Below are 24,911 nucleotides of genomic sequence, written 5' to 3'. Positions count from 1 at the left end.
CCGGGGCCGCCTGCGACGCAGGCGGCAACGGGTCGTGGCTCACTGCTTGGCGGGCGCGGCCTGGCGCTGCGCGGCGCTGGCGTCGCGGGCGGCGCGGAACTCGGAGTCGCGGCTCCAGTTCGGCCACTGCGGCGAGTTGGCCAGTTCCTCGCCCAGGGTGTACAGCACCTGCATGTCGCGCGCGGCGCCGGCGAAGGTCCAGCTCGGCTGCCATTCGTCGCCGGGCTGGTGGTAGCGCTTGGCGGTGTAGTCGTCCGAGGCGGCCTTGCCGGCGGCGACGCCGCCGTCCACCCAGTCCTGGCCAGCCGCAAACGACAGCGCCGGCACGCCGCGCTTGGCGAAGGAGAAGTGGTCGGAACGGAAGAAATAGCCGGCTTCCGGCTTGGGATCGGGCGTGTAGCGCAGGTCCCAACCCTTGGCCACGCGCTTGAGGTCGTCGAGCAGTTCCAGCTTGGCGGTGCCGTAGATGCCGAAATCGCGCGAGGGTCCGAACGGGCTCATGCCGTCCATGTTGATCACCGCCACCGTGCGCGCCAGCGGGTACAGCGGCTTGGAGGCGTAGTACTCCGAACCGAGCAGGCCCTTCTCCTCGGCGGTGACCGACATGAACACCACCGAGCGCTGCGGCGCCGGGCCCTTGGCGAAGGCGCGGGCCAGCTCCAGCAGCGCGGCGACGCCGCTGGCGTTGTCCAGCGCGCCGTTGAAGATGCGGTCGCCCTTGGCGTCGGGCGCGCCCACGCCCAAGTGATCCCAGTGCGCGGTGTAGATGAGGGTCTCGTCCGGCCGGGTCTTGCCGGGCAGGCGCGCGACCACGTTGTGCGAGGTGATCACCTCCGACTTCACCGCGTAGTCGGCGTACAGGCGCTCGCCCTTCAGCTCCACCGGTTTGAAGTCGCGCGACTGCGCCTGCTTCTTCAGCGCATCGAAATCCAGCCCGGCGCGCTTGAACAGGTTCACCGCCAGGTCGCGCTGGATCCAGCCCTCCAGTTCCGGGTGCACCGACTTGGGATCGTCGCGAACCACGTCGAACATGCTGTTGGTGTTGGAGTTGGCGACGGTGGCCCAGCCATAGGAGGCCGGTGCGGTCTCGTGCACGATCAGCACGCCGGCCGCGCCCTGCCGCGCGCCTTCCTCGAACTTGTAGGTCCAGCGGCCGTAGTAGGTCATGCCCTTGCCGTCGAACGCGCCCTTGCCGGTCTCGAAATCGGGATCGTTGATCAGCACCACCGCGATCTTGCCCTTCAGGTCCACGCCCTTGAAGTCGTCCCAGCCGCGTTCGGGCGCCTTGACGCCGTAGCCGACGAACACCAGCGGCGCCCCGTCCAGACTGACCTGGCTGCTGCCGTCGAGCGCGGCGCGCACGGCGATCTGCTGGCCCTGGGTCAGGGCCTGGCGCTGGTCGCCGCTGGCGATCGCCAGGCGCGGGGTACCGACGATGTCGGCGCGGCGCAGCGGCACCGCCTGCGTCCACAGGCGCTTGCCGTCGCGCAGGTCGCCGCCGGGCTGCAGGCCGGCCGCCTGGAACTGCGCGCTCAGGTAGGCCACGGTCTTCTCCTCGCCCGCCGAACCCGGGGCGCGGCCCTCGTAGGCGTCGGAGGCCAGCGTCTTGACGTCGTTGGACAGGCGCTGGGTATCGAAGGTCGGTGCGGACGGCGGCGCCGCCAGGCAGGCGCCGGACAGCGCCAGGGCCAGCAGGCTCACGATCGGTTGTTTCACGGGGTTCCCCTCGGCAGACACAAAGAGCATCGAGTGTAGCGGCGCCCGCCCGGGGCCGGGGTGTGTCGAATGATCGCCGTACGTGCGCTGTCGCAAAAATTTATTGTGATAAACAGCTCAAATACGAACCTGAACATGCTCTAATGCCGCGCTCGCGCATCCCGGGGCCATGCCGATCCGGTGGCCCAGGCCGATCCGCGTGCCCATGGCGGCTTCCACCCGAGCCGCGCATGGCGTCCGTTGCCCCCACCCTCACCCTGGGCCGCTCCGACTGCGGGGCCGGCCCGCTTCCGGAGACCTGCAGAGATGGCGATGTCCCCCTTCACCCGCATCACCCGTTGCGCGCTGGCCGCCGCGCTGCTGGCCGCCAGCGGTTCGGCCTGGAGTTACGCGGTCAGCAAAGGCACGGTGGTGGACGACCGCGGCAACGCGGTGCAGCTGCGCGGCGTCAACTGGTTCGGCTTCGAAGGCAGCGCGCACACCGTGCACGGCCTGTGGGCGCGCAACTGGAAGGACATGATCACGCAGATGCAGGGCCTGGGCTTCAACGCCGTGCGCCTGCCGTTCTGCCCGCAGACCCTGCGCGGCGTCGCCCCCACCAGCATCGACTACGGCCGCAACCCGGACCTGCAAGGCCTGAACTCGCTGCAGGTGCTGGACAAGGTGATCAACGAATTCAGCAGCCGCGGCATGTACGTGCTGCTGGACCATCACTCGCCCGATTGCCAGGGCATCTCCGAACTCTGGTACACCGACTCCTACAGCGAGCAGCAGTGGATCAGCGACCTGAGCTTCGTGGCCAAGCGCTACGCCTCGGTGCCGGGCGTGATCGGCATCGACCTGAAGAACGAGCCGAACGGACGCAACACCTGGGGCACCGGCAACCTCAAGACCGACTGGAACAAGGCGGTCGAGCGTGCCTCGGCAGCGGTGCTGAAGGTGGCGCCGAAGTGGCTGATCGTGGTCGAGGGCATCACCGACAACCCGACCTGCTCCAGCAGCTACGGCTACTGGTGGGGCGGCAACCTGGAACCGCTGACCTGCACCAAGCTCAATGTGCCGGCCAACCGCCTGCTGCTGTCGCCGCACGTATACGGCCCGGACGTGAACTGGCAGCCCTACTTCGGCGACAGCAGCTTCCCGGCCAACATGCCGGCGATCTGGGAGCGCCAGTTCGGCCAGCTGACCCAGCTCGGCTACACCATGATGATCGGCGAGTTCGGCGGCAACGAAGGCCGCAACCAGGCGCAGGATCCGATCCTGCAGAAGGCGCTGATCGACTACCTGATCAAGAAGAACATCCGCAGCGGTTTCTACTGGGCCTGGAACCCGAACAGCCGCGACACCGGCGGCGTGCTCGACGACGACTGGACCACCGTGCGCACCGAGAAGATGACCGGGCTCAAGCGGCTGTGGGGCGACACCAGCGGCACCACGCCGACCCCGACCCCGACCCCGACGCCCACGCCCACCCCGGAGCCGACGCCGACCCCCACGCCGACCCCGGCCCCGGGCAGCGCCAGCTTCAGCACCAAGATCATCGTCGACAGCGACTGGAACGCCGGCTACTGCGAACGCGTGCAGGTGACCAACAGCGGCAGCGCCACCGGCAACTGGGCGGTCACCCTGTCCATCAGCGGCACCGTCAACAACCTGTGGAACGCCACCTGGACGCAGTCGGGCACCACGCTCAGCGCCAGCGGCGTGGACTGGAACAAGACCCTGGCCCCCGGCGCCACCGCCGAGTTCGGGTTCTGCGCCGCCCGCTGAAGGCCGCGCCATCGCCCCGCGCACCCCGCGGGGCAACACGCCAACGGCAGCGTCCCACGACGCTGCCGTTGGCGTTTCTGCGTTCCCCATCACCGCCCGGCCGCGGCCAGGCGCCTGCGCATCGGCCGGCCATGCGCAATCGGTGGACAAGCACCTCTTCTGCAACCGCAGTCACGGCCGCCGCGGCGGACACTGCCGATCATCGCCGCCGAGCATCCGCCCCCCTTTGGCCGGCGCGCTCCGCACCGGCCGCCATCGGAGCATCGCAATGAACAGGTCCCTGCATTCCCGCATTACCCGCTGCCTGCTGGCCGCGGCGCTCGTGGCCGCCAGCAGCCCGGCCTGGAGCTACGCCATCAACCAGGGCAAGGTGGTCGACGACGCCGGCAACGCCGTGCAGCTGCGCGGCGTCAACTGGTTCGGTTTCGAGACCTCGCAGCACACCGTGCACGGCCTGTGGGCGCGCAACTGGAAGGACATGATCACGCAGATGCAGGGCCTGGGCTTCAACGCCGTGCGCCTGCCGTTCTGCCCGCAGACGCTGCAGGCGGTGTCGCCCGGCAGCATCGACTACAGCCGCAATCCGGACCTGCAGGGCCTGAACTCGCTGCAGATCCTGGACAAGGTGGTCAACGAACTCAGCAGCCGCGGCATGTACGTGCTGCTCGACCACCACACGCCGGACTGCAACGCCATCTCCGAGCTCTGGTACACCGGCAGCTACAGCGAGCAGCAGTGGCTGGATGACCTGACCTTCGTGGCCAAGCGCTACGCGTCGGTACCGGGGGTGATCGGCCTGGACCTGAAGAACGAGCCGCACGGCGCCGCCACCTGGGGCAGCGGCAATGCCGCCACCGACTGGAACAAAGCCGCCGAGCGCGCAGCGGCGGCGGTGCTGAACGCCGCGCCGAACTGGCTGATCGTGGTCGAAGGCATTTCCAACACGTCCACCTGCTCCAGCGACACCGCGCACTTCTGGGGCGAGAACCTGGAACCGCTGGCCTGCACCGCGCTGGCCATTCCGGCCAACCGCCTGCTGCTCGCCCCGCATGTGTACGGGCCGGACGTCTACATGCAGCCGTACTTCAGCGCCTCCAACTTCCCGGCCAACATGCCGGCGATCTGGGAGCAGCACTTCGGCCAGTTCGCCCAGGCCGGCCACGCGCTGCTGCTGGGCGAGTTCGGCGGCAAGTACGGGCAGGGCAACCCGCTGGACGTGCAGTGGCAGAACGCGCTGGTCGACTACCTGATCGGCAAGGGCATCCACAGCGGCTTCTACTGGTCGTGGAACCCCAACAGCGGCGACACCGGCGGCATCCTCAACGACGACTGGAGCACGGTGCGTACCGACAAGGTGACCCTGCTGAAGAAGCTGTGGGACGGCGACGGCAGCAGCACGGGCGGTGGCGGCGGCAACGGCGGTGGTAATAACGGCGGTGGTAATGGCGGAGGCGGTGGTGGTGGCAACGGCGGCGGCGGAACGCCTACGCCGCCGCCGTCCGGCAGCAGCTTCAGCACCAAGGTGCTGGTCGACAGCGACTGGAACGCCGGCTACTGCAACCGCGTGCAGGTGACCAACACCGGCGGCAGCAGCGGCGACTGGAGCGTCACCCTGTCGATCAGCGGCACGGTCAACAACCTGTGGAACGCCACCTGGACCCAGTCGGGGACCACGCTCAGCGCCAGCGGCGTGGACTGGAACAAGACCCTGGCCCCCGGCGCCACCGCCGAGTTCGGCTTCTGCGCCGCACGCTGAGCGCTCCGCGGCTTGCCTGACGGCACGCGCCCGGCCACTCCCTCGGGGGATGGCCGGGCGCGCGGCCGGCCGGCCGCCAGCGCACCGCGCTGTGCCATCAGTCACGTTCCCGCTGCCGCCGCCGGCCCTCTATGCTGGCGCACTGTCCACACTCAGGCCCGGCCCATGCTCCGACCCTTGTCGCTGTTGATCTCCAGCATCCTCACCCTCGGCACCGGCGCCGCCCTGGTGGCCGCGCCGTCGGCCCTGGCCGCGGCCACGCCGGGCCAGGCGACCGCGCCGGAGATCGCCTACACCCGCTTCACCCTGCCCAACGGCCTGACCGTGGTGGTGCACGAGGACCACAAGGCGCCGGTGGTGGCGGTGAGCATCTGGTACCACATCGGTTCGGGCGACGAGCCGGCCGGCAAGACCGGCTTCGCGCACCTGTTCGAGCACCTGATGTTCTCCGGCTCGGAGAACCACAAGGGCACCTACTTCCAGCCGTTCGAGAAGGTCGGCGCCACCGACATGAACGGCACCACCTGGTTCGACCGCACCAACTACTTCGAGACCGTGCCGACCACCGCGCTGGACACCGCGCTGTGGATGGAATCGGACCGCATGGGCCACCTGCTCGGCGCGATCGGCCAGAAGGAACTGGACACCCAGCGCGGCGTGGTCCAGAACGAGAAGCGCCAGGGCCAGAACCGCCCCTACGGCCGCGTCGACGAGAACATCCTGGCCAACATCTTCCCGGCCAACCATCCGTACCAGCACGACACCATCGGCTCGATGGCCGACCTCGACGCGGCCTCGCTGGACGACGTCAAGCAGTGGTTCCACGACAACTACGGCGCCGCCAACACCACCCTGGTGCTGGCCGGCGACATCACCGTGGCGCAGGCCAAGGCCAAGGCCGAGCAGTACTTCGGCGACATCCCCGCCGGCCGCCCGGTGCCGCGCCAGCAGCCGTGGATCACCCCGCTGGCCAAGCAGACCCGCGGCGTCCAGCACGACCACGTCGCGCAGCCGCGCATCTACCGCACCTGGGTGGCGCCGCAACTGGGCACCGACGATGCGGTGCTGCTGGACCTGGCCACCACCGTGCTCGGCGGCGGCAAGACCAGCCGCCTGTACCAGCGCCTGGTCTACCGCGACAAGCTGGCCGACGACGTCTCCGCCGGCCTGCAGTCGTTCGCGCTGGCCAGCCAGTTGCAGATCACCGCCGACGTGAAGGAAGGCGTGGACCCGGCCAAGGTCGAGGCCGCCATCGCCGACGAACTGCAGAAGTTCCTGGCCGAAGGCCCCACCGCCGACGAACTGCAGCGCGCGCAGGTGGGCTACCGCGCCGGCTTCGTGCGCGGCCTGGAGAAGGTCGGCGGCTTCGGCGGCAAGGCCACGGTGCTGGCCGAGGGCCAGGTCTACCGCAACGATCCGGGCGCCTACAAGAAGGACCTGCAGCGCGCGCAGGACGCCACCGTCGCCAGCGTGCGCAAGGCCGCCGACACCTGGTTCGGCAAGGGCGACTACCTGCTGACCGTGCTGCCGGCGCCGGAGGGCTTCGATCCGGCGGCCGAGGACAAGGCGGTCAAGCCGCTGCCCGCGGCCCCGGGCAAGCCCGCGCCGAAGGTGCCGGCCAAGGGCAACTACAGCGTCGGCAAGACCCAGGTCGATCGCGCCGCCGGCGTGCCGGAGACCACCCAGTTCCCGAGCCTGAGCTTCCCGCAGCTGCAGCGCGGCAAGCTCAAGAACGGCATCGAGGTGGTGCTGGCCGAGCGCCACACCATTCCGGTCACGCAGATCCAGCTGCTGTTCGATGCCGGCTATGCGACCGACCGCGGCAGCAAGCTCGGCACCGCCAACTTCACCGCGGCGCTGATGAACGAGAGCACCCGCAACCTGGATTCGGTGGACGTGGCGCAGCGCCGCCAGCGCCTGGGCGCGATGACCAGCGTGTCCTGCGAACTGGACAGCTGCGATGCCTCGCTCAACGCGCTCAACGACCAGTTGGCGCCGTCGCTGGAGCTGTTCGCCGACATCGTGCGCAACCCGGCGTTCAAGGCCGACGACATCGAGCGCATCCGCGGCCAGTGGCTGGCCTCGATCGCGCAGGAGAAGACCCAGCCGCAGGGCCTGGCGCTGCGCACCCTGCCGCCGCTGCTGTACGGCCCCACCCATCCGTACGGCGTGCCGCTCACCGGCACCGGTACCGAGGCGGCGATCAAGAGCCTGACCGCGGGCGACCTGAGCGCGTTCCAGAACAACTGGCTGCGTCCGGACAACGTGCGCATCCTGGTCGCCGGCGACACCACCCTGGACAAGATCATCCCGCAGCTGGATGCCGCCTTCGGCGACTGGCAGGCCCCGGCCGGCAAGCGCCCGACCAAGAGCCTGCCGCAGGTGGCCGCACAGCCCAAGCCGCGCGTGTTCCTGATCAACCGCGACGACGCCCCGCAGTCGCTGATCCTGGCCGGCCTGCTGGCGCCCTCGACCAAGGCCCCGAACAACCTCGCCATCGGCGTGGCCAACGGCGCCTTCGGCGGCACCTTCACCTCGCGCCTGAACATGAACCTGCGCGAGGACAAGCGCTGGGCCTACGGCGCCAACAGCTTCATGATCGACGCGATCGGCCAGCGCCCGTTCCTGTTCTTCGCCCCGGTGCAGACCGACAAGACCGCCGAATCGGCCGCCGAGATCCTCAAGGAGGCCAAGGCCGTGGTCGGCGACAAGCCGCTGACCGCCGCCGAGATCGCCAAGATCAAGGAACAGCGCGTGCGCGCCCTGCCGGGCAGCTTCGAGACCACCGGCGCCGTGCTCGGCGCGATGGAAGGCATCGTCCAGTACGGCCGCCCGGACGACTACGTGCAGACGCTGAAGACGCGCCTGGAAGCGGTCGACCAGCCGGCGGCGGAAGCGGCGATCAAGGAGATCGTGGCGCCGCAGGCGATGACCTGGGTCATCGTCGGCGACCTCAAGCAGATCGAAGCGCCGGTGCGCGCGCTGAAGCTGGGCGAGGTGCAGGTGCTGGACAGCGACGGCCAGCCGGTCAAGGCGAAGGCCGCGGCCAAGCAGTAACGCCGCACACGCATGGCGGGGCTGCCCCGCCATGCGCCACGCGCCGACGCCGGCATCGGGCGTCGGCGCCATCGCAACGCATCGCCAACGCGCGATGCGACATGCGACGACAGTGAGTGAACGCGCAGGCTGCGCTGCGGCGCAGCCTGCAGGCATCTGCCTTCCCTGGCATGCGCGGGTCGCGGATGAGTCGCCAAGGCGGCGCGCCGCGCCTGTCCTTCACGTCTCTTGGTCGCAACGCTTGGTATCCGCAAGGCCTGTCCTGGCCTGCCACTGCCGATGCCGACCGCTTCTCCCCGCCGCGTCGCCGCTCCCCGCATCCGCGTCGGCTGCGCCGGCTGGTCGATCGCCAGCACGCAACGCGCCCTGGTCGGCGACGGCGCCAGCCAGTTGGCGCGCTATGCCACCCGCTTCGACGCGGTCGCGCGTCGGTGCCGCCGGCTGACCGCCACGCCCGCTGATGCTCGCAATGTGCGGGACATGCCCTGCTTCTACGGTTGCAACCCCTCGTTCGTCGCCGCTGTAAGCGAGGGCTCAGCGGCGACCTCAAGCGGATCGAAGCGACAATGCGCGCGTTGAAGCTGGGCCAGATGCAGGTGCCGGACCGACAGGCCGCCGGTCTGGCGCTGCTCGGCCACCGCGCATGCCGCGCCAGGAACTGATCGCAGCGCAGCCGTCGCAGGATCGCATCAGTGCAGCCGCGCGGCGCGCATCGCTCAGTGGAAGCTCACCGTGCGCACGTCTTCGCCGTCGCCCCAGCGGGTACAGGCGTCGCTTCCCTCGATCCAGACCGGCTTCCCCGCCATGTAGGCGGACAGCAGCATCGCCAACTGCGCCTTGCCGGTATCGGACGTTTCGTCCTTGATCATGTAGTACGTGGTGTTCGCCGCGCACGACGGGCGCTGCGTCGGCGTGCCGTTGATCACGACGTAGTGCACGCCGTCGGTCGCGCGGACCGACAGGTCTTTGATCGTGCCGGTCACGCTGCTGGCGGACGCCAGCCCGCTCGACAGCGAGAGCGCCAGCACGACAGCGGAGAGCGTGCGGGAACGGCGAGGAGCCGGCAGCGTCATGGTGATCGTCCTTGTGAAGTGACGGCGCGTGCTGGCGCCGAAGAAATGCATCCAGCGCCACCCGGAGGCAGGCCGCATGGTCATCGCAGATGCCGGTGCGAGCGCGCCACTCCGGCGTCATTGGACAGCCTGGGAAATGCGGATCCTATCACGGTCCATTTACGGATCCGGCGCATCGCCCGGGGCCGTCATCATCCGCGACGCCATGCCGCGCACGCAGGATCTCGCGTGCACCGCGTCACGCTTGCGCGCTTGTCCACGCGACCTCGCCACGCTCTGCGGTATGGTGCTGCGCCTCGCGATCCGCACCAGACCCGACGCCGCCCATGACCGATGAAGCCCAGCGCCAGCGTGTCCTCGACAGCTACCGCATCGTCGACAGCCTGCCCGAGGCCGCCTACCAGGACATCGTGCAGATCGCCGCCGCGCTGTGCGACACGCCGATCGCGCTGCTGTCGCTGCTGGACCGCGACCGCCAATGGTTCAAGGCACGGATCGGCCTGGAACTGCCGCAGACCGAGCGCAGCCAGGCGGTATGCGACCACGCCATCCGTGAGCCCGAGCACATGCTGGAAGTGCCCGACCTCGCCGACGACCCGCGCTTCGCCGACCTGCAGATGGTGCGCGGCGACACCGGCGCGCGCTTCTACGCCGGCATGCCGCTGGTCACCGAAGAAGGTGTCGCGCTGGGCACGGTCTGCGTGCTGGACACCGCGCCGCGCCAGCTCACCGAGACCCAGCGCGACGGTCTCCGCGCGCTGGCGCGCACCGCGATGCGCCTGCTCGATGAACGCCGCCGCGCCCTGCAGCGCGAACGCGAGGCGCTGCTGCAGGCGCATCCGGCCACCAGCGTGGACGCCGCCGCCGATGGCCGCTACCGGGTGGTGATCCTGGAAGTGCAGGAACTGGCCGCGCTGGCCGAGCGGCAGAGCGAACGCCTGCTGGGCAGCAGCCTGCAGCAGCTCGACCGCACCCTGGCCAGCTACGTGCACGATGGCGGCGCCGACACGGTGGACCGCGCCACCGAGCACGCCGAGTTCATCGTCATGCTGCACGGCGCCGATGCCGAGCAGAAACTGCGCGGCCTTCGTGAGATCGCCGCGCGGCAGCAGGCGCTCGGGCTGACCGTGCTGGTCGGCGACGCCCAGGCCACGCGGGCGGACGAGCCGATCGGGCAGGTGTTCCTGCGCGCCGAAGCCGCGCTCAGCGCCGAGAAGGATCGCCAGCCGCCGCGGGCGCCCTGACCGGCTGGCGGACCGCCGACCGGCGCGCGTGGCGCGCTGGCAGCCCTGATCGGCGCAGCGGGCGCGCACTCACGCGCGCCGGCCCTGGCCGCGCGCTGGACGACCCACAGCCCCGATCCGGCAGGCGACGCCCCCCACCGGCTGAAGAGACCTCCCGGCCGCCCCGGCGACGGACCACCACGCCCCGCCCCCAGCGGCCCCGTTCTTGCATCACCCCAGGCGTTGCGGTCCCTCACCGGTGCGAGCCGGGCGGCGCGCGGCCGCCAGGGCAGGATCGGCAGCCGCACCTCCGGGGACGGCCGCGCGCCCCGTCTCCGCTTCGGTCGTTTACCATGCCGCACGCATCCTGCTCTGGACCCGACATGAGCCATGCCGCTCCTCCCTGCTGCACCCCGCTGCTGAGCCTGTCACTCGGCCTGTTGCTCGGCAACGTCGACACTGCCATGGCCGAGGCCGGTCCCGCGACGACGCTGACCGCCCCGGTGCCGCCGCCGCAGACGCCCGACCTGGCCTACCCGGAACTGTTCCAGGCGGTGCAGCAGCAGGAACTGTTCGACGACCAGAAGCACTTCGTCGACGCGCTGCCGCTGCGCGACCCGGCGCTGATCAACGCCGACTATCTGGCGCAGCGCCAGCAGCCCGGTTTCGACCTGCGCCGTTTCGTCGCCGCCAACTTCGAGGAATCCGGCCCGGTGCAGACCGAGGCGATCCGCCAGGACACCGGCCTGCGCGAGCACATCGACGCGCTGTGGCCGCTGCTGGTGCGCCGCCAGGTCGACGTGCCGCCCTACAGCAGCCTGCTGTCGCTGCCGCACCCCTACGTGGTGCCGGGCGGGCGCTTCCGCGAGGTCTACTACTGGGATTCCTACTTCACCATGCTCGGCCTGGTGGAGAGCGGCGAGCACGAACGCAGCCGGCAGATGCTGGACAACTTCGCCTACCTGATCGACACCTACGGGCACATCCCCAACGGCAACCGCACCTACTACCTGAGCCGCTCGCAGCCGCCGTTCTTCTCGCACATGGTGCAGTTGCAGGCCAAGGTGGAAGGCGATGCCGCCTGGGCGCGCTACCTGCCGCAGTTGCAGAAGGAATACGCGTACTGGATGGAAGGCGCGCAGACCCTGGCCCCAGGCAGCGCGCATGCGCACGTGGTGCGCCTGGCCGACGGCAGCCTGCTCAACCGCTACTGGGACGCCCGCGACACGCCGCGCCCGGAAGCCTGGCTGCACGACGTGCGCACCGCCGCCGAGGCCAAGGACCGCCCCGCCGCCGAGGTCTACCGCGACCTGCGCGCCGGTGCCGAGAGCGGCTGGGACTATTCCAGCCGCTGGCTCGGCGACCGCAAGACCCTGGCCAGCATCCGCACCACCGCGATCGTCCCGGTCGACCTCAACAGCCTGCTCTACCACCTGGAGACCACCCTGGCCCTGGCCTGCGCCAAGAACCCGGGCGCGCCCGGCTGCGACACCGACTATGCCGCCCTGGCCAGCGCCCGCAAGACCGCGATCGACAAGCACCTGTGGAGCGATGCCGGCTACTACGCCGACTACGACTGGCAGCAGCGCCGGCTGCGCGAGCAGGTCACCGCCGCGGCGCTGTACCCGCTGTTCGTCGGCGTTGCCTCGCCGGCGCGGGCCAAGCGCACTGCCGACACCGTGCAGGCGCAGTTGCTGCGCCCCGGCGGCGTGGCGACCACGCGCCTGCACACCGGCCAGCAGTGGGACGAACCCAACGGCTGGGCGCCGCTGCAATGGATCGCCGTGGACGGCCTGCGCCGCTACGGCCAGGACACGCTGGCGCAGCGCATCGGCAGCCGTTTCCTGGCGCGGGTGCAGGCGCTGTTCGCGCAGCAGCACAAGCTGGTGGAGAAGTACGGCGTGGACGCGCAGGCCAAGGGCGGCGGCGGCGGCGAGTACGCGTTGCAGGACGGCTTCGGCTGGACCAACGGCGTCACCCTGCTGCTGATGGATCTGTACAACGCCCCGGCCGCAACCGCGCCCACCGCGCCGCAGCCGCGCACGCAGCCGGAACCGGAGCCGGCATTGCCCTGAGTCGCCCGGGGTCCACACCGCGCCCGGCCGGGGCACGCGCCTGGCGCCGAAGCCGCCGTGGGGCGTGGCGGCCTGCGCAGGGCAGGCAGGCGCGTGGGCGATGACCGCGACCGTCGCCCCCGACGTCGGCGACGTGGCCGACCAGGACGCGGCCGCACAGGCCGCCGTGCTGCGCGGCCTGCCGTCGCAGGCGCAGCTGTGGCACTGGATCGAACGCCTGAACGGGTTCGGCCCACGCCTGACCGGCAGCCCGGCGCACGCCGCGGCGATCGACTATCTGGCCTCCGAACTGCAGGCGCTGGGCCTGCAGGTCCAGCGCGACCACCTGCCGCTGCGTCGCTGGACGGCGCATGCCACGCACCTGGCCCTGGACGACGGCAGTGCGATCGCGGTCGCCGCGCCCCTGCCCTACTCCGGCGTCACCCCGCCCGACGGCCTCGCCGGCGAACTGGTCTGGTTCGACGGCCGCCCGCGCTCGTTCCGCAAGGCGCGCGGCAAGATCGCGGTGGTGGCCCTGCGCCGTCGCGACCTCGATCGAACCTTGCTGACGCTGGCGTTCAAGCGCAAGGCGCGGCTGCCTGACGGCGACGCCGACGTCGCATCGCCCATCACCACCCCGCTGCTGACCGGCCTGCAGGCGGTGGCGCTGGACAAGGCGCGTCGGCACGGCGTGCGCGCCGTGATCTGCGTGTTCGAGGGCGTTTCCGAGGCGCAACTGCACGGCCAGGTGCTGCCGTTCATCACGCCGTACCGCGACCTTCCGGCAGTGTGGGTGAGTGCACGCCACGCCGAGGCGCTGCGTGCCGCGGCCGCGCAGCGCAGGCAGGCGCGGCTGACCCTGCATGCCACGCTGCAGGACACCACCACCGACACGCTGCATGCGGTGCTGCCCGGCCGCGCCCAGGACGAGACGCTCATCGTCAACACCCATACCGATGGACCGAACGCCTGCGAGGAGAACGGTGCGGCCGGCGTGCTGGCGCTGGCCCACGCCTTCGCCGCGCTGCCACGCGCGGCGCGCCGCCGCACCCTGGTGTTCGTGCTGGTCACCGGCCATTTCCAGTTGCCGCAGATCGGCGTGCACGGACGCCAGGCGACCTCGGCGTGGCTGCAACGGCACCCGCAGCTGTGGGACGGCCGCGGCAGCCACGCGCGCGCGGTGGCCGGCATCACCATCGAGCACCTCGGCTGCACCGAATGGCGCGACGACCTGGCGGCCGGCGCGCCGGCACCGACCGGCAAGCTGGAACGGGACCTGGTGTACACGGCCACGCCGGCACTGGATGCGCTGTACCGGCAGGCGTGCGCCGGGCGCAGCAAGCTGCGCGCGCTGACCCTGTCGCCGCGCCTGGAGGTGGCGATGCTCGGCGAGGGCCAGCCGCTGTACCAGGCCGGCATCCCGGTCGTGGCCACCTGCCCGATCCCCGACTACCTGTGCCAGGTCCTGCCGGAGGGCGGCATCGCCCGCCTGGACCCGGCGTATGCGCAGCAGCAGGTGGAGACCTTCGCGCGGCTGCTGGCGCGGCTCGACCAGCGCGACGCCGCGCAGATCGGGCGCATTCCCTTCTCGCTGGGCAGGCTGCTGTCCCGCCTGATCGAGCGCCTGCGCTGACGCCGCGCTACTGCGCCGGCGTTTCCACGGCGATGCCCATCGCGGTGCGATAGCGCTGGTACAGCGCCATCACCTTGTCGATGTACTCGCGGGTCTCCGCGTACGGCGGCACGCCGCCGTAACGCGTCACCGTGCCGATGCCGGCGTTGTAGGCGGCTGCGGCCAGCACCCGATCGCCACCATAGCGACGCAGCAGCGCACGCATGTAGCGTGCGCCGCCGTCGATGGACTGGTCGGCCGCGAACGGATCGCGCACGCCGTATTCCTTGGCCACCTCCGGCAACAATTGCATGACCCCCTGCGCACCCTTGGGCGACACCGCGGCGGCGTCGAAGCCGCTCTCGGCATGCGCGATCGCGCGCAGCCACGGCTCGTCCACCCCGGTGGCGCGCGCCGCGGCGCGGAACTGTTTGGCATGCGCCTGCAGTTGCGGCGCCCCGAGCTTGCCCAGGCCGGGATGCGCGCTCTCCCCGGGCGGCGTCACCGCAGTGAAGCGCAGGTAGGGCCGCGAGCCCGGCAGGTTGCGCGTGGAGTAGACCAACCGCCCATCCTGCTCGCGCTCGTACAGGGTGCCGCTGAACACGCCCAGGTTGCCCCACAGGTTGGGTGTGGCGATCGCCGCATCGTCCAGCTCCTTCGGCGTGCAGCGCGAGCCCGGTTCCGGTGCGGTGGCCAGGCTGACCGTGCCATCGCGCACGCAGCGGTACACCGTGCGCGCGGACGCGCCGGCGGCGACGCCGCAGCACAGCAGCAGGCACAGCGCGGCACGGGCAAGCGACATCGGCGACACGCTCGGATGGGGCGGGCGCGCATCATCGCGCAGCGCATGTCGAGGCGGGTGATGGAGGGGTTCGGCGCGCTGTCCGACAGCGCACCCTCGTAGGAGCGGCTTCAGCCGCGATGCTTTATCGGGAAAGCCATCGCGGCTGAAGCCGCTCCTACAGACATCCGGCAAGCTGGCTGGGTGCACTGTGGGGGGGACTTCAGTCCCGACGGCTGCCAAGGTCGAATACACCGCATCCTCCGCCTGCGCGGCTGAAGAGCGCCTCCGACAACCCGAGGGCAGCACACCCGTAGGAGCGGCTTCAGCCGCGACGCTGCCAAGCTCGAATCACCGCCTACGGCGCACACGCCGCCAGTTTCTGGTCGGCATACCACAGCGCGCGCCGCGCCAGGTCGTAGGCGCTGTCGGCCGCGCGCGGCAGCAGTTGCTGCGCGCGGATCGGATCGGCGCCCTTGGCCATTGCGGTTTCCACGTGCAGCAACGCGTCCAGGTGCTCGCGCACCGGCGTCAGCAGGCGCTCGCGCTGTGCCGCCGGGCAGGCGCCGCGCCGTTGCTGCAGGTCGGCCAGGGCCTGGCGAATCCGCCGGCTGGCTTCGCCGTCCAGCCCGGGTGCCTTCTCGAACGCGATCGGGGCGGCCTTGTAGGCATCGCCAGTCGCCTCGCTGCCGAGGTCGCTGGGGCGTTCGTGCAGCGCCGGATTGAACCGCACGTCCGGCGGCGGCCGCGCCACCGCCGACTGGTGCGTGTTCTTGGGCAACAGTTGCTTGATCGCGCGGTTGATGCCCTGCACGGCAACGTCGCCGAGGGTGCCGTCGCTGGCCCAGTCCTTGTCGAAGCGGGTGGACCGATAGTCGATCGGATTGGGTCGCTCGAGCAGGCGCTTGGACTTGGCGACATCGCGCGGATTGAGCGTCCCCGGCGGCGTGCCCTGCGCCTGCGCGAACGGATCCACCGCCACCCCATCGGGCAGGCGCGGATGGCCATCGCCGGTGTAGAGCGTCGCCGCCATGCCGGTGGCAGCCGCAGCGGGCGCGGGCGGCGTCGACGAGGAAGTCGGCGCGGGAGCGGCGTGCGGTTGCCGCGCCGCGGCCGGCATCCGCGCGGCCGTCGCTGGCGCACGCGTGGAGGCCAGCGGCGGGACCGGCGCGCGACGCGCCGGCTGCCGCGGCAGGAACACCAGGCGCAGCGCATCCTCGGCCGCCGCGCGCGGCGGCGCCGACGGCGCGCCCCACAGCAGGCGCCCCAGCAAGGCCAGGATCATCGCGGTCGCCAGTGCCGCCCACAGCTGCAGCCAACGGTCTTGCGCAGGGAGGGCGGTCACGACGGTCGAGGATCCATGGGCAGGCGGCTGGGGCGAATGTGGGGGACGGACCGGTACAGCGTGCCGGGAGTTCCGTTGCCGGCGCGTGCCGCCGCGCGCGGCGGGCCGCGACACGCCGCCACCTGCCGCCGCTGCGGACACGCAAGGCCTTGTCGCGCCAGGGATTGCGTCGGCGCATGAGGAAACCGGCTAAGGTGACGCGCCCGGCCGGCGCGACAGCCGGCGTACAGCCAGCGGGCCCCGACGCCCGCCCTGCCGCAGGAGAACCGCATGACCCGACGCCTGGCCACCGCCCTGCTCGGCGCCGCGCTGGCGCTGGCGCTGCCCGCGTACGCCGCGCCCTCGCACCTGGACAGCGTCCTGCAACGCGGCGTGCTGCGCGTGTGCACCACCGGCGACTACGCGCCCTACAGCCGCCTGCGCAGCGACGGCACCTACGAAGGCATCGACATCGCCCTGGCGCAATCGCTGGCCGACAGCCTGGAGGTCACGCTGCAATGGGTACCGACGCGCTGGCCGACGCTGCTGCCGGACCTGCACGCCGACCGCTGCGACATCGCCGTCGGCGGCATCTCGGTCTCGCTGCCGCGGCAACGCCAGGCGTGGTTCAGTGCGGTGCTGGAGGTCGACGGCAAGATCCCGCTGGTGCGCTGCGTCGACCAGGCGCGCTACCGCGACATCGCCCAGATCGACCGCCCCGAGGTGCGGGTGATCGAACCGCGCGGCGGCACCAACGAGGCGTTCGCCCGCCGCGAACTGCCGCATGCGCAACTGCTGCTGTCCGACGACAACCCCGCCATCTTCCGCGACCTGCGCGAGGGCCGCGCCGACGTCATGATCACCGACGCCTCCGAGGCGCGCTTCCAGCAGCGCCAGGTGCCCGGTCTGTGCGCGGTGGCGCCGCAGCGGCCGCTGCAGTACAGCGAGAAGGCGTTCCTGCTGCCGCGCGACGACATGGCCTGGAAGGCCTACGTCGACCAGTGGCTGCACCTGAGCAAGGCCAGCGGCGCCTATGCACGGATCGTGGCGGCGTGGCTGGGCGATCCGGAACCAATCCCCTGAACCTACCGCCTGCCCGCGCGCAGCCGCTATGCTGCGCGGCCGGCGGCGTTCGCCCCGGCATGGAGACCCAACAAGGAGAGAGCATGAAACTGCAATGGAAAACGCTCGCGCTGCTGAGCGTGATGTTGCTGGCGACCGGCTGTGCGACCAACAGCGTGGTGCACCAGAGCTACAAGGCGACCACCGCCGAAACCTACTGGTACCAGCTCACCGGCAACGACGACACCGATGCCGAAAGTCTGGCCATGTTCCGCCGCCAGCTAGACGCGCAACTGGACGCGGCGCACCTGCACGGCACACAGGGCCAGGCCAATGCGCGCAAGATGACCATCGTCATCGATCACTACTACATGCGCAGCAATGGCGCGCGCTTCTGGGCCGGCATCATGGCCGGGCGCGACAAGATCAAGAGCCGCATCAGCGTCGCCGATGCCAACGGCAAGACCGCCGCGCAGTTCGATGTGGAGTCGACCAACAGCACCGCCTGGGGCACCTCCGAAGGCCTGATCGAGCGCCACGCGCAGGAGATCGTCGCGCGGCTCAAGCAACTGCAGTAGTGCTTACCGCCCGTGCAGGACCGCAGCGGTCCTGCGCGGGTACATAGGCAAAATGCCGCGCTGTCTGCAGCGCCCCTCGCATCATCCGATCCCACGACACGCACGCCGCATGCAGCTTGCTCCGTAGGAGCGGCTTCAGCCGCGACGGAGCGTTCCCGGTAAAGCCCGTCGCGGCTGAAGCCGCTCCTACGACACGCGCTTCGAATTGATGCGCGATGCGCTGTCGTCGATCACGCAGCGGCACGTCAGATGCGCAAGGCGGCCCGCGCAGTACCAGTAACGCTCAGCCAGCTAGGCCCAGCTGCTCGGCCAGGTCGCTGCGCGGCGAACGTCCGTACAGCCGGCTGTATTCGCGACTGAACTGCGATGGACTCTGGTAGCCGACGCGGTAGCCGGCGGCGCCCACGTCCATGCGTTCGACCACCATCAGCCGCCGCGCCTCGCGCAGACGCAACTGCTTCTGGTACTGCAACGGCGTCATCGCCGCGACCGCGCTGAAATGGTGATGCAGCGAGGACACGCTCATGTTGACCTGGCGCGCCAGGTCCTCGATCCGCAGCGGTTCGGCGTAGTGCTGGCGCAACCAGGCGATGGCCTTGGCGATGCGGTTGCTGGGGCTGTCCTCCTGGGCGATGCGCAGCAGGTTCGGCCCGCATGGTCCGACCAGCAGGCGATACAGGATCTCCTGTTCGATCAGCGGCGCCATCGCCGCGATGTCGGCCGGACGTTCCAGCAGCCGCAGCATGCGCAGCGTGGCGTCCAGCAGGTCCGGGCAGGCGGTGTTGACCGACACCCCGCGCGGGCGTTCGGCGCCGACCTGCGGCGGCAACGGAATCCGCTCGAGCAGTTCGCGCAGCCGGTCCGGCCGGATCGACATGCCCACGCCCAGCAGCGGCTGTTCCGGGCTGGCCTGGGTGATGCGCGAGACCACAGGCAGATCCAGCGTCACCAGCAGAAAGGTGCCGACGCCGTAGCGGTACTCCTCGTTGCCCAGGGTCAGGCACTTCTCGCCCTGCAATACCAGCGCGAAGACAGGCCACTGCGCGGTGTGCGTCTTCGGCGACGGCGCGGAGCGGTAGGAACAGAAGAAGCCCTCGATAGCGGTCTCGTGGTCGCCATCGGGCGTGGCCAATCGGGCAACCAGGGCGGCCATTTCCTGGTAGCGGTGGGCGAGCGCGGTCATCGGCAAAGGCGCCGTAGCGTGCGAAAGGAGGAAGGCAAGCTTGCACGATGCTGCGCCGGCGCGGACCACGGCGCGACGCGGCTTGCAGGATCGTACAAGAATTCCGTTGGATCGCGCTAACGCGCCCGCGGCGCGGGCCAGCATCCTATATCGGCCGGTTCCCCTACCGGCGCCGCTCCGGAACGCCCGCCCCCGCCCGCCTGTTCCAGCCGTACGGCCCTGTCCCTTCCCCATGCCCCTCGTCGCGCTGTCGCGTCGCCGCCAGCGTGCCATGCGGGCGACGCAGACCGCAGGAGAGACCGATGCATCCCCATACCGAAGCCCTGGAAATCGCCACCTTCCGCCTGCTCGACTGCACCTGGCGCACCTTCCTGCGCGCCAACGCAGAGGTCGATGCCTGGCTGCAGCGCCAGCCCGGCTTCCGCTCGCGGCGCATCGCCCGCCGCCGCGACGGCAGCGTGGTCGACATGGTGCTGTGGGACAGCGTGGCGCACGGCACCGCGTCGGCACGGCGGCTGATGCGCGAACTGCAGGGCGCGGCGATCCACGCCCTGATCGATCCGGACACGGTGTCGTGGGATATCGCCGCGGTGCAGCACGTCAGCGGCGAGGAAAGCGACCGGGAGGAGGACGCCGCCGAGGCCGACAGCCTGGCGGCGTGACCTGCACGGCCTGCGCCGTGCGCGGCTGGCTCAGACCCAGCCGCGCCGGCGGAACCAGGCCAGCGGCAACAGCATGCTCAGCGCGATCACGCCCAGCGCCCAGTAGTAGGCGTCGTGCCATTTCAGCTCGGGCATGTGCGCGAAGTTCATTCCCCAGATGCCGACCAGCACCGTCGGCGGGATGCCGACCACCGAGGCCACCGCCATCACCTTCATCACGTTGTTCTGGTCGACGTTGATCATGCCCAGCACGCTGTCGAGCAGGAACTCGATGCGGTCGTCCAGGTGCTGCTCGAATTCGATCAGGGTGGCCAGATCCTTGTGCAACAGACCGATGCGCTTGGCCGCGTCCTCGCCGAACCAGTCCGGCGCGGCGTCGTCCAGGTAGGTGGCCACGCGCAGCAGACCGTGGCCGGCGTTGTGCATGCCGCCCAGGCGCCGGCCCATGTCGCCGACGTCGTGCAGCATCCGCTCCAGGTGGCGCGACTTGTGCCGCGCATGCGGCTTGGCGAAGGCCGCGCGCGTGGTTTCGGTGATCTGCGCCTCCAGCGCTTCCAGGCGGTCGGCCAGGCGCCCGACCAGTTCGTCGAGCAGGCGCAGCAGCAGGTCGTCGCTGCTGCGGCAGGGGCTATGCTGCAGCTGCGCGGCCACCGCATCCAGCGAGGCCATCGGCTGCTCGCGCTGGGTCACCAGCACCCGCGGCGACACCGCGAACCCGAGCGGCGCGGTCGGCCCGTCCTCGTCCTGAAAGCGCGGCACGTTGAGGAACAGCACCTCGCCTTCCACCCGCACCCGGCTGCTGAACTCGATCTCGCCGATGGCCGCGCGCGTCGGCACCGCGAAACCGACCTTCTCGTCGACCTCGGCCAGCTCCGCCTCGCTCGGCCGGCACAGGTCCACCCAGCACACCGGCGTATCGGAGGTGCCGCCGAAGCGGTGGATGGTGATCATCGGGACGGGCTCGCGCAGGAAAGGCCGCGAGCATCCGTCAGCGCGCGCGGAGCGTCAACGACCGCCGCGCGCACCGGTTCAGGCACTACGGCGCTTCAACGCGTAGCCCACGCCCAGCAGCAGGAACCACACCGGGCTGGCGAACAGCGCCTGGCGGGTGTCGGCCTGCAGGGTCAGCAGCGCCAGCACGAAGGCGAAGAACGCCAGGCACACGTAGCACATGACCACGCCGCCGGGCATCTTGAACGCGGAGGCCGCATGCAGCTGCGGGCGCTTGCGCCGGTAGGCGATGTAGGCGCAGAGGATCAGCGACCAGACGAACATGAACAGCACCGCGGCCAGGGTGGTGACCAGGGTGAACGCGGTGACCAGGTTCGGGATCAGGTACATCAGCACGGTGCCGCCGAGCAGGCAGGCGCAGGAGAACAACAGCCCGCGCGCCGGCACCGCCGCACGCGAGAGCCGGGCGAAACCGCGCGGCGCGTGGCGCTCCTCGGCCAGGCCGTAGAGCATGCGGCTGGTGGAGAAGATGCCGCTGTTGGCCGAGGACGTGGCCGAGGTCAGCACCACGAAGTTGATCAGGCTGGCCGCGGCCGGCACGCCGGCCAGCACGAACAGCTCCACGAACGGGCTCTTGCCCGGCACCACCTCGCGCCACGGCGTCACCGCCATGATCGCGACCAGCGCCAGCACGTAGAACACCAGGATGCGCACCGGGATCGAGTTGATCGCCTTGGGCAGGTTACGGCGCGGGTCGGCGGTCTCGGCGGCGGTGGTGCCGACCAGCTCGATGCCGACGAAGGCGAACACCGCGATCTGGAAGCCGGCGAAGAACCCGCCCAGCCCCATCGGGAACATGCCGCCGTCGTTCCACAGGTTGGCCAGCGAGGCCACGTGCCCGGACGGCGACTGGAATCCCCAGGCGACCAGGCCGGCGCCGGTGAGGATCAGCGCGCAGATGGCCACGATCTTGATCAGCGCGAACCAGAATTCCATTTCGCCGAACAGCTTCACCGTCACCAGGTTCAGCCCCAGCAGCAACAGCACGCACAGCATCGCCGGGATCCACGGTGCCAGCGTCGGGAACCAGAACTGCGCGTAGGCGGCGATCGCGATCACGTCGGCGATGGCGGTGATGATCCAGCAGAACCAGTAGGTCCAACCGCAGAAGAACCCGGCCCAGGGCCCCAGCAGATCGGTGGAGAAGTCGATGAACGACTTGTACTCCAGGTTCGACAGCAGCAGCTCGCCCATCGCGCGCATCACAAAGAACAGCATCACGCCGATGATCAGGTACACGAACAGGATCGACGGCCCGGCCAGGCTGATGGTCTTGCCCGAGCCCATGAACAGGCCGGTGCCGATCGCCCCGCCGATCGCGATCAGCTGCAGGTGGCGGTTGGAGAGGCTGCGCTGCAGGTGGTCGGGCTGGGCGGACGGATCGGTCATGGGCGCAGGCCATCGCGGGGGATTAGCCTGCAAACATAGAAGATGGCGGCAGTGCGCGCCAGCCGCGCGTGCGCCGGGTGGCGCCCGCGTCGGCACGGACGGCGCCGCATGCCGTCCGCCCCGCCGCGGGGGCCGTCGCTCAGGCCAGCGCCCCGCCCTGCCCGATCGCCACGAAGCTGAAGTCGCGGTCGGACTGGTTGCCGCCGCCGTCGCCGGTCTTCAGCAGCACCTGGCCCGCATCCAGGCGGATGATCACCGCGTTGTCGCAGGTGCTGCCGTCGCCGGGATAGATCTGGGTCACCGAGACCCCGTCCAGCGCCTGGAACGGCGGCTGGAAGCTCACGAGGTAATGCCCGGTGCTGACGTGCGCCACCGTATATCCCGCGCCGTTGTGGACCGCACCGTCCGCGCCGACCACGCCTGCCACCACCCGCACGCCCGCATGGGTGGCGGCGTCGCGCAATTGTTCCATCGCATTGTTGATCATGCCGTTCTCCGATCTTGATAAGGAAAGTCCGATGGCGCGGCGACCGCTGCGCTCCGTCGCGGCCACGCGCCGCTGCCCTGCCTCGTCCGTGAGCCGGCAGCATCGCCGCGCTGCGTGCGCGGCCGTATCGGCGATTTCCTGATCGGCGCCAGTGTGGCGACCGAGATCGGCTCAGGCGGCCGCGCTCACACCAATTTGGTGCGCCGCCACCACCGCGTGACCTTCTCCTCGCGCACCAGGGTGAACAGCCCGGCGCCCAGGATCAGCGCGATGCCCACCGCCATCGGCCAGTCCAGGTGATCGTGGAACAGCCAGTAGCCGAAGCCGATTGCCCACAGCATCTGGCTGTACTGGGTCGGCGCCACCGCGCTGATCGGCGCCGACCGCGAGGCGTACATCATGAAGATCGCGGCCAGGCCGGCGAGCAGGCCGTAGCCGGCCAGCAGGATCCACTGCTGCCAAGTCGGCCAGACGAAGGTCGGCAGCATCAGCAGGCCGCCCATCAGCAGCGGGCCGAGCACGCCGGCGCCGTACAGGGTCAGGCGCTTCTCGCCGGGCCCGGCCATGCGCAGACTGATCACCGACACCGCCCCCACCAGGCCGCAGACGATCGCCGCGACATGGCCCTGCCCCAGGTGCCGGAAGCCCGGCCGCAGCACCACCAGCACCCCGATGAAGCCGACGATCACCGCCAGCCAGCGCCGCCAGCGCACCTCCTCCTTGAGCAGCAGCACCGACAGCACGGTGACGAAGATCGGCATCAGGAAGATCAGCGCGAACGCCTCGGCCATCGGCAGCAGGGTGAACGCAGTGACCGCGGACAGATTGCCGGCCGCGCCGGTGAACGCGCGCAGCAGCCAGATGCTGGGCCGCTGCGCCACCACCACCTCGCGCCAGCGATCGCCCGGCTTCTTCAGGAACGGCAGCGCCGACAGCATCAGCAGCGCCCCGAAGAACACCACCTCGTAGGCCGGCAGCGACCCCTCCAACCCCTTCACGAAGGCATCGCTGATCGAGTAGGCGGCGTAACAGGCGAAACCGAGCAGCACACCCTTGAGCATGGACGATCCTGGCCGGCAGCGGCGCTGCGACGGCGTACGTGGGGGGGATGGTCAGTATCCCTCTTTTGTCGTGGCGCTGCCGCCGCGCTGGCAATGAAAATGACGGGCTTTCGATCGCTGCAGCTTGCCGCCATGCGGCACGTACCTTCCCTTGGGAACAGGCAAGCGGCAATGCGCGCCGGCGATGCGGGTGCATGGAGCCATCGGTTACGATGCGCTCCCGCATCCGAGCCCCGCGCCGCGCCCTTGCCGCCGGCAGATCCCCCGTGACCCGCTATTCCGGCCCCCTGCTCACCCGTCCGCTCGCCACCGCATTGCTTGCCGCGCGCGATGCCGGCGCCGCCACCTGGTCCGGGTCGCTCGACCTGGAGCGCAGTCAGGGCCAGGCCCTGCTTGGCGCTGAAAGCTGGCAGTGGCAGGGATGCGACTATCCCTATCCGGGCAAGCTCAAGGACCGCACGCTCTACTATTGGGACGGCGAGGACTTCGCCGCGGTGTCGCGCTTCGGCGGTGCGTTGATCAAGCTGGTACCGACCGAGTGGGGCGCACCGACCTTCGAGATCGACGGCATCAAGATGTTGCCCAGCGCGCAGCTGTCGCCATTCGAGGACGCGCGGCGCAAGGTGGCGCTGGTGGAACCGCGCGGCAAGCAGGTGCTCGATACCTGCGGCGGCCTCGGCTATTTCGCCGCCTGCGCGCTGGAAGCCGGCGTGGCGCGCCTGCACTCGTTCGAGAAGAACGCCGACGTGCTGTGGCTGCGCACGCTCAATCCGTGGTCGCCGGATCCGGCCGCCAGCGATGGCCGCCTGCAGCTGACCCATGGCGATGTCGGCGCGGCCATCGGCGGCATCGCCGATGCGTCGATGGATGCGATCCTGCACGACCCGCCGCGCTTCGGCATCGCCGGCGAACTCTACGCGCAAACCTTCTACGACCAACTCGCGCGGTTGCTGCGCCGCGGCGGCCGGCTGTTCCACTACACCGGCAGTCCGAACAAGCTCACCAGCGGGCGCGACGTGCCGCGCGAGGTGGCCAAACGCCTGGAGAAGGCCGGCTTCGCCGCGCAACTGGCGCTGGACGGGGTGCTGGCCACGCGCCGCTGAGGCGATCGC

General features: G+C 70.4%; 19 protein-coding genes and 1 pseudogene. 11 read left to right on the top strand and 9 right to left on the bottom strand.

What is annotated here, in order from left to right:
• Window positions 1-39: 39 nt before the first annotated feature.
• Window positions 40-1,716, bottom strand: coding sequence for a M28 family metallopeptidase (locus RAB71_RS02850; RefSeq protein ID WP_010343676.1), 1,677 nt, complete (start codon window positions 1,714-1,716; stop codon window positions 40-42).
• Between the two features lie 306 nt (window positions 1,717-2,022).
• Here RAB71_RS02850 and RAB71_RS02845 point away from each other — a divergent pair, with 306 nt between their 5' ends.
• The 4 genes and pseudogenes from RAB71_RS02845 to RAB71_RS02830 form a co-directional block, all read left to right on the top strand.
• Window positions 2,023-3,486: a cellulase family glycosylhydrolase gene (locus RAB71_RS02845; protein ID WP_100224030.1), complete on the top strand. Its 1,464-nt coding sequence runs from the start codon at window positions 2,023-2,025 to the stop codon at window positions 3,484-3,486.
• Between the two features lie 268 nt (window positions 3,487-3,754).
• The gene (locus tag RAB71_RS02840) at window positions 3,755-5,242 is read left to right on the top strand and encodes a cellulase family glycosylhydrolase (RefSeq protein WP_041500574.1); all 1,488 of its coding nucleotides are present in this window, start codon (window positions 3,755-3,757) and stop codon (window positions 5,240-5,242) included.
• Window positions 5,243-5,407: 165 nt separating this feature from the next.
• Window positions 5,408-8,299 (top strand): pitrilysin family protein, encoded by a 2,892-nt coding sequence (locus RAB71_RS02835; RefSeq protein ID WP_029562195.1) that lies wholly within the window; start codon window positions 5,408-5,410, stop codon window positions 8,297-8,299.
• Window positions 8,300-8,578: 279 nt separating this feature from the next.
• Window positions 8,579-8,722 (top strand): annotated as a pseudogene (locus tag RAB71_RS02830) (DUF72 domain-containing protein); the annotation flags it as partial.
• A gap of 293 nt (window positions 8,723-9,015) precedes the next feature.
• Here the strand turns inward: RAB71_RS02830 and RAB71_RS02825 are convergent.
• Entirely contained in the window at window positions 9,016-9,372 is a 357-nt protein-coding gene (locus RAB71_RS02825) for a hypothetical protein (RefSeq protein WP_236614903.1), read from the bottom strand.
• Window positions 9,373-9,698: 326 nt separating this feature from the next.
• On the opposite strand from RAB71_RS02825, the gene RAB71_RS02820 reads away from it, so the two are divergent.
• From RAB71_RS02820 to RAB71_RS02810, 3 genes are all read left to right on the top strand, one after another.
• Window positions 9,699-10,616, top strand: a complete 918-nt coding sequence (locus RAB71_RS02820; protein WP_104609598.1) for a GAF domain-containing protein — start codon at window positions 9,699-9,701, stop codon at window positions 10,614-10,616.
• Between the two features lie 362 nt (window positions 10,617-10,978).
• Entirely contained in the window at window positions 10,979-12,670 is a 1,692-nt protein-coding gene (treA, locus tag RAB71_RS02815; protein ID WP_010343682.1) for an alpha,alpha-trehalase TreA, read from the top strand.
• A gap of 100 nt (window positions 12,671-12,770) precedes the next feature.
• Window positions 12,771-14,282, top strand: a complete 1,512-nt coding sequence (locus RAB71_RS02810; RefSeq protein WP_010343683.1) for a hypothetical protein — start codon at window positions 12,771-12,773, stop codon at window positions 14,280-14,282.
• 7 nt (window positions 14,283-14,289) lie between these two features.
• Here the strand turns inward: RAB71_RS02810 and RAB71_RS02805 are convergent, their stop codons facing one another.
• Window positions 14,290-15,063: a lytic transglycosylase domain-containing protein gene (locus tag RAB71_RS02805; protein ID WP_010343684.1), complete on the bottom strand. Its 774-nt coding sequence runs from the start codon at window positions 15,061-15,063 to the stop codon at window positions 14,290-14,292.
• Window positions 15,064-15,400: 337 nt separating this feature from the next.
• Window positions 15,401-16,387, bottom strand: coding sequence for a hypothetical protein (locus tag RAB71_RS02800; RefSeq protein ID WP_041500576.1), 987 nt, complete (start codon window positions 16,385-16,387; stop codon window positions 15,401-15,403).
• A 270-nt stretch (window positions 16,388-16,657) separates the two neighbouring features.
• Here RAB71_RS02800 and RAB71_RS02795 point away from each other — a divergent pair, with 270 nt between their 5' ends.
• Entirely contained in the window at window positions 16,658-17,449 is a 792-nt protein-coding gene (locus tag RAB71_RS02795) for a transporter substrate-binding domain-containing protein (RefSeq protein ID WP_010340297.1), read from the top strand.
• 83 nt (window positions 17,450-17,532) lie between these two features.
• Window positions 17,533-18,006, top strand: coding sequence for a DUF4410 domain-containing protein (locus RAB71_RS02790; RefSeq protein ID WP_010340296.1), 474 nt, complete (start codon window positions 17,533-17,535; stop codon window positions 18,004-18,006).
• A gap of 283 nt (window positions 18,007-18,289) precedes the next feature.
• On the opposite strand, the gene RAB71_RS02785 is transcribed toward RAB71_RS02790, so the two are convergent.
• The gene (locus tag RAB71_RS02785; RefSeq protein WP_010340295.1) at window positions 18,290-19,189 is read right to left on the bottom strand and encodes an AraC family transcriptional regulator; all 900 of its coding nucleotides are present in this window, start codon (window positions 19,187-19,189) and stop codon (window positions 18,290-18,292) included.
• 302 nt (window positions 19,190-19,491) lie between these two features.
• Here RAB71_RS02785 and RAB71_RS02780 point away from each other — a divergent pair, with 302 nt between their 5' ends.
• The gene (locus RAB71_RS02780) at window positions 19,492-19,851 is read left to right on the top strand and encodes a hypothetical protein (protein WP_010340294.1); all 360 of its coding nucleotides are present in this window, start codon (window positions 19,492-19,494) and stop codon (window positions 19,849-19,851) included.
• Between the two features lie 30 nt (window positions 19,852-19,881).
• On the opposite strand, the gene RAB71_RS02775 is transcribed toward RAB71_RS02780, so the two are convergent.
• The 4 genes from RAB71_RS02775 to RAB71_RS02760 all read right to left on the bottom strand — a co-directional run bounded on the left by RAB71_RS02775 (window position 19,882) and on the right by RAB71_RS02760 (window position 23,799).
• The gene (locus tag RAB71_RS02775; RefSeq protein WP_010340293.1) at window positions 19,882-20,802 is read right to left on the bottom strand and encodes a CorA family divalent cation transporter; all 921 of its coding nucleotides are present in this window, start codon (window positions 20,800-20,802) and stop codon (window positions 19,882-19,884) included.
• A 78-nt stretch (window positions 20,803-20,880) separates the two neighbouring features.
• Window positions 20,881-22,251 carry a D-serine/D-alanine/glycine transporter gene (gene cycA / locus RAB71_RS02770; RefSeq protein ID WP_010340292.1) on the bottom strand — a complete coding sequence of 457 codons (1,371 nt, stop codon included), beginning with the start codon at window positions 22,249-22,251 and terminating at the stop codon, window positions 20,881-20,883.
• Window positions 22,252-22,390: 139 nt separating this feature from the next.
• Window positions 22,391-22,738 (bottom strand): hypothetical protein, encoded by a 348-nt coding sequence (locus tag RAB71_RS02765; RefSeq protein ID WP_010340291.1) that lies wholly within the window; start codon window positions 22,736-22,738, stop codon window positions 22,391-22,393.
• A 185-nt stretch (window positions 22,739-22,923) separates the two neighbouring features.
• Window positions 22,924-23,799 carry a DMT family transporter gene (locus RAB71_RS02760; RefSeq protein ID WP_010340290.1) on the bottom strand — a complete coding sequence of 292 codons (876 nt, stop codon included), beginning with the start codon at window positions 23,797-23,799 and terminating at the stop codon, window positions 22,924-22,926.
• A 266-nt stretch (window positions 23,800-24,065) separates the two neighbouring features.
• Here RAB71_RS02760 and RAB71_RS02755 point away from each other — a divergent pair, with 266 nt between their 5' ends.
• The gene (locus RAB71_RS02755) at window positions 24,066-24,902 is read left to right on the top strand and encodes an SAM-dependent methyltransferase (protein WP_010340289.1); all 837 of its coding nucleotides are present in this window, start codon (window positions 24,066-24,068) and stop codon (window positions 24,900-24,902) included.
• Window positions 24,903-24,911 lie beyond the last annotated feature (9 nt).

It is taken from the genome of Xanthomonas sacchari (genome assembly GCF_040529065.1).
In the GTDB taxonomy this organism is placed as follows: Bacteria; Pseudomonadota; Gammaproteobacteria; order Xanthomonadales; family Xanthomonadaceae; genus Xanthomonas_A; species Xanthomonas_A sacchari.
Note: the sequence above shows the minus strand (reverse complement) of the source record. Positions and strands in the feature narration are given on the sequence as shown.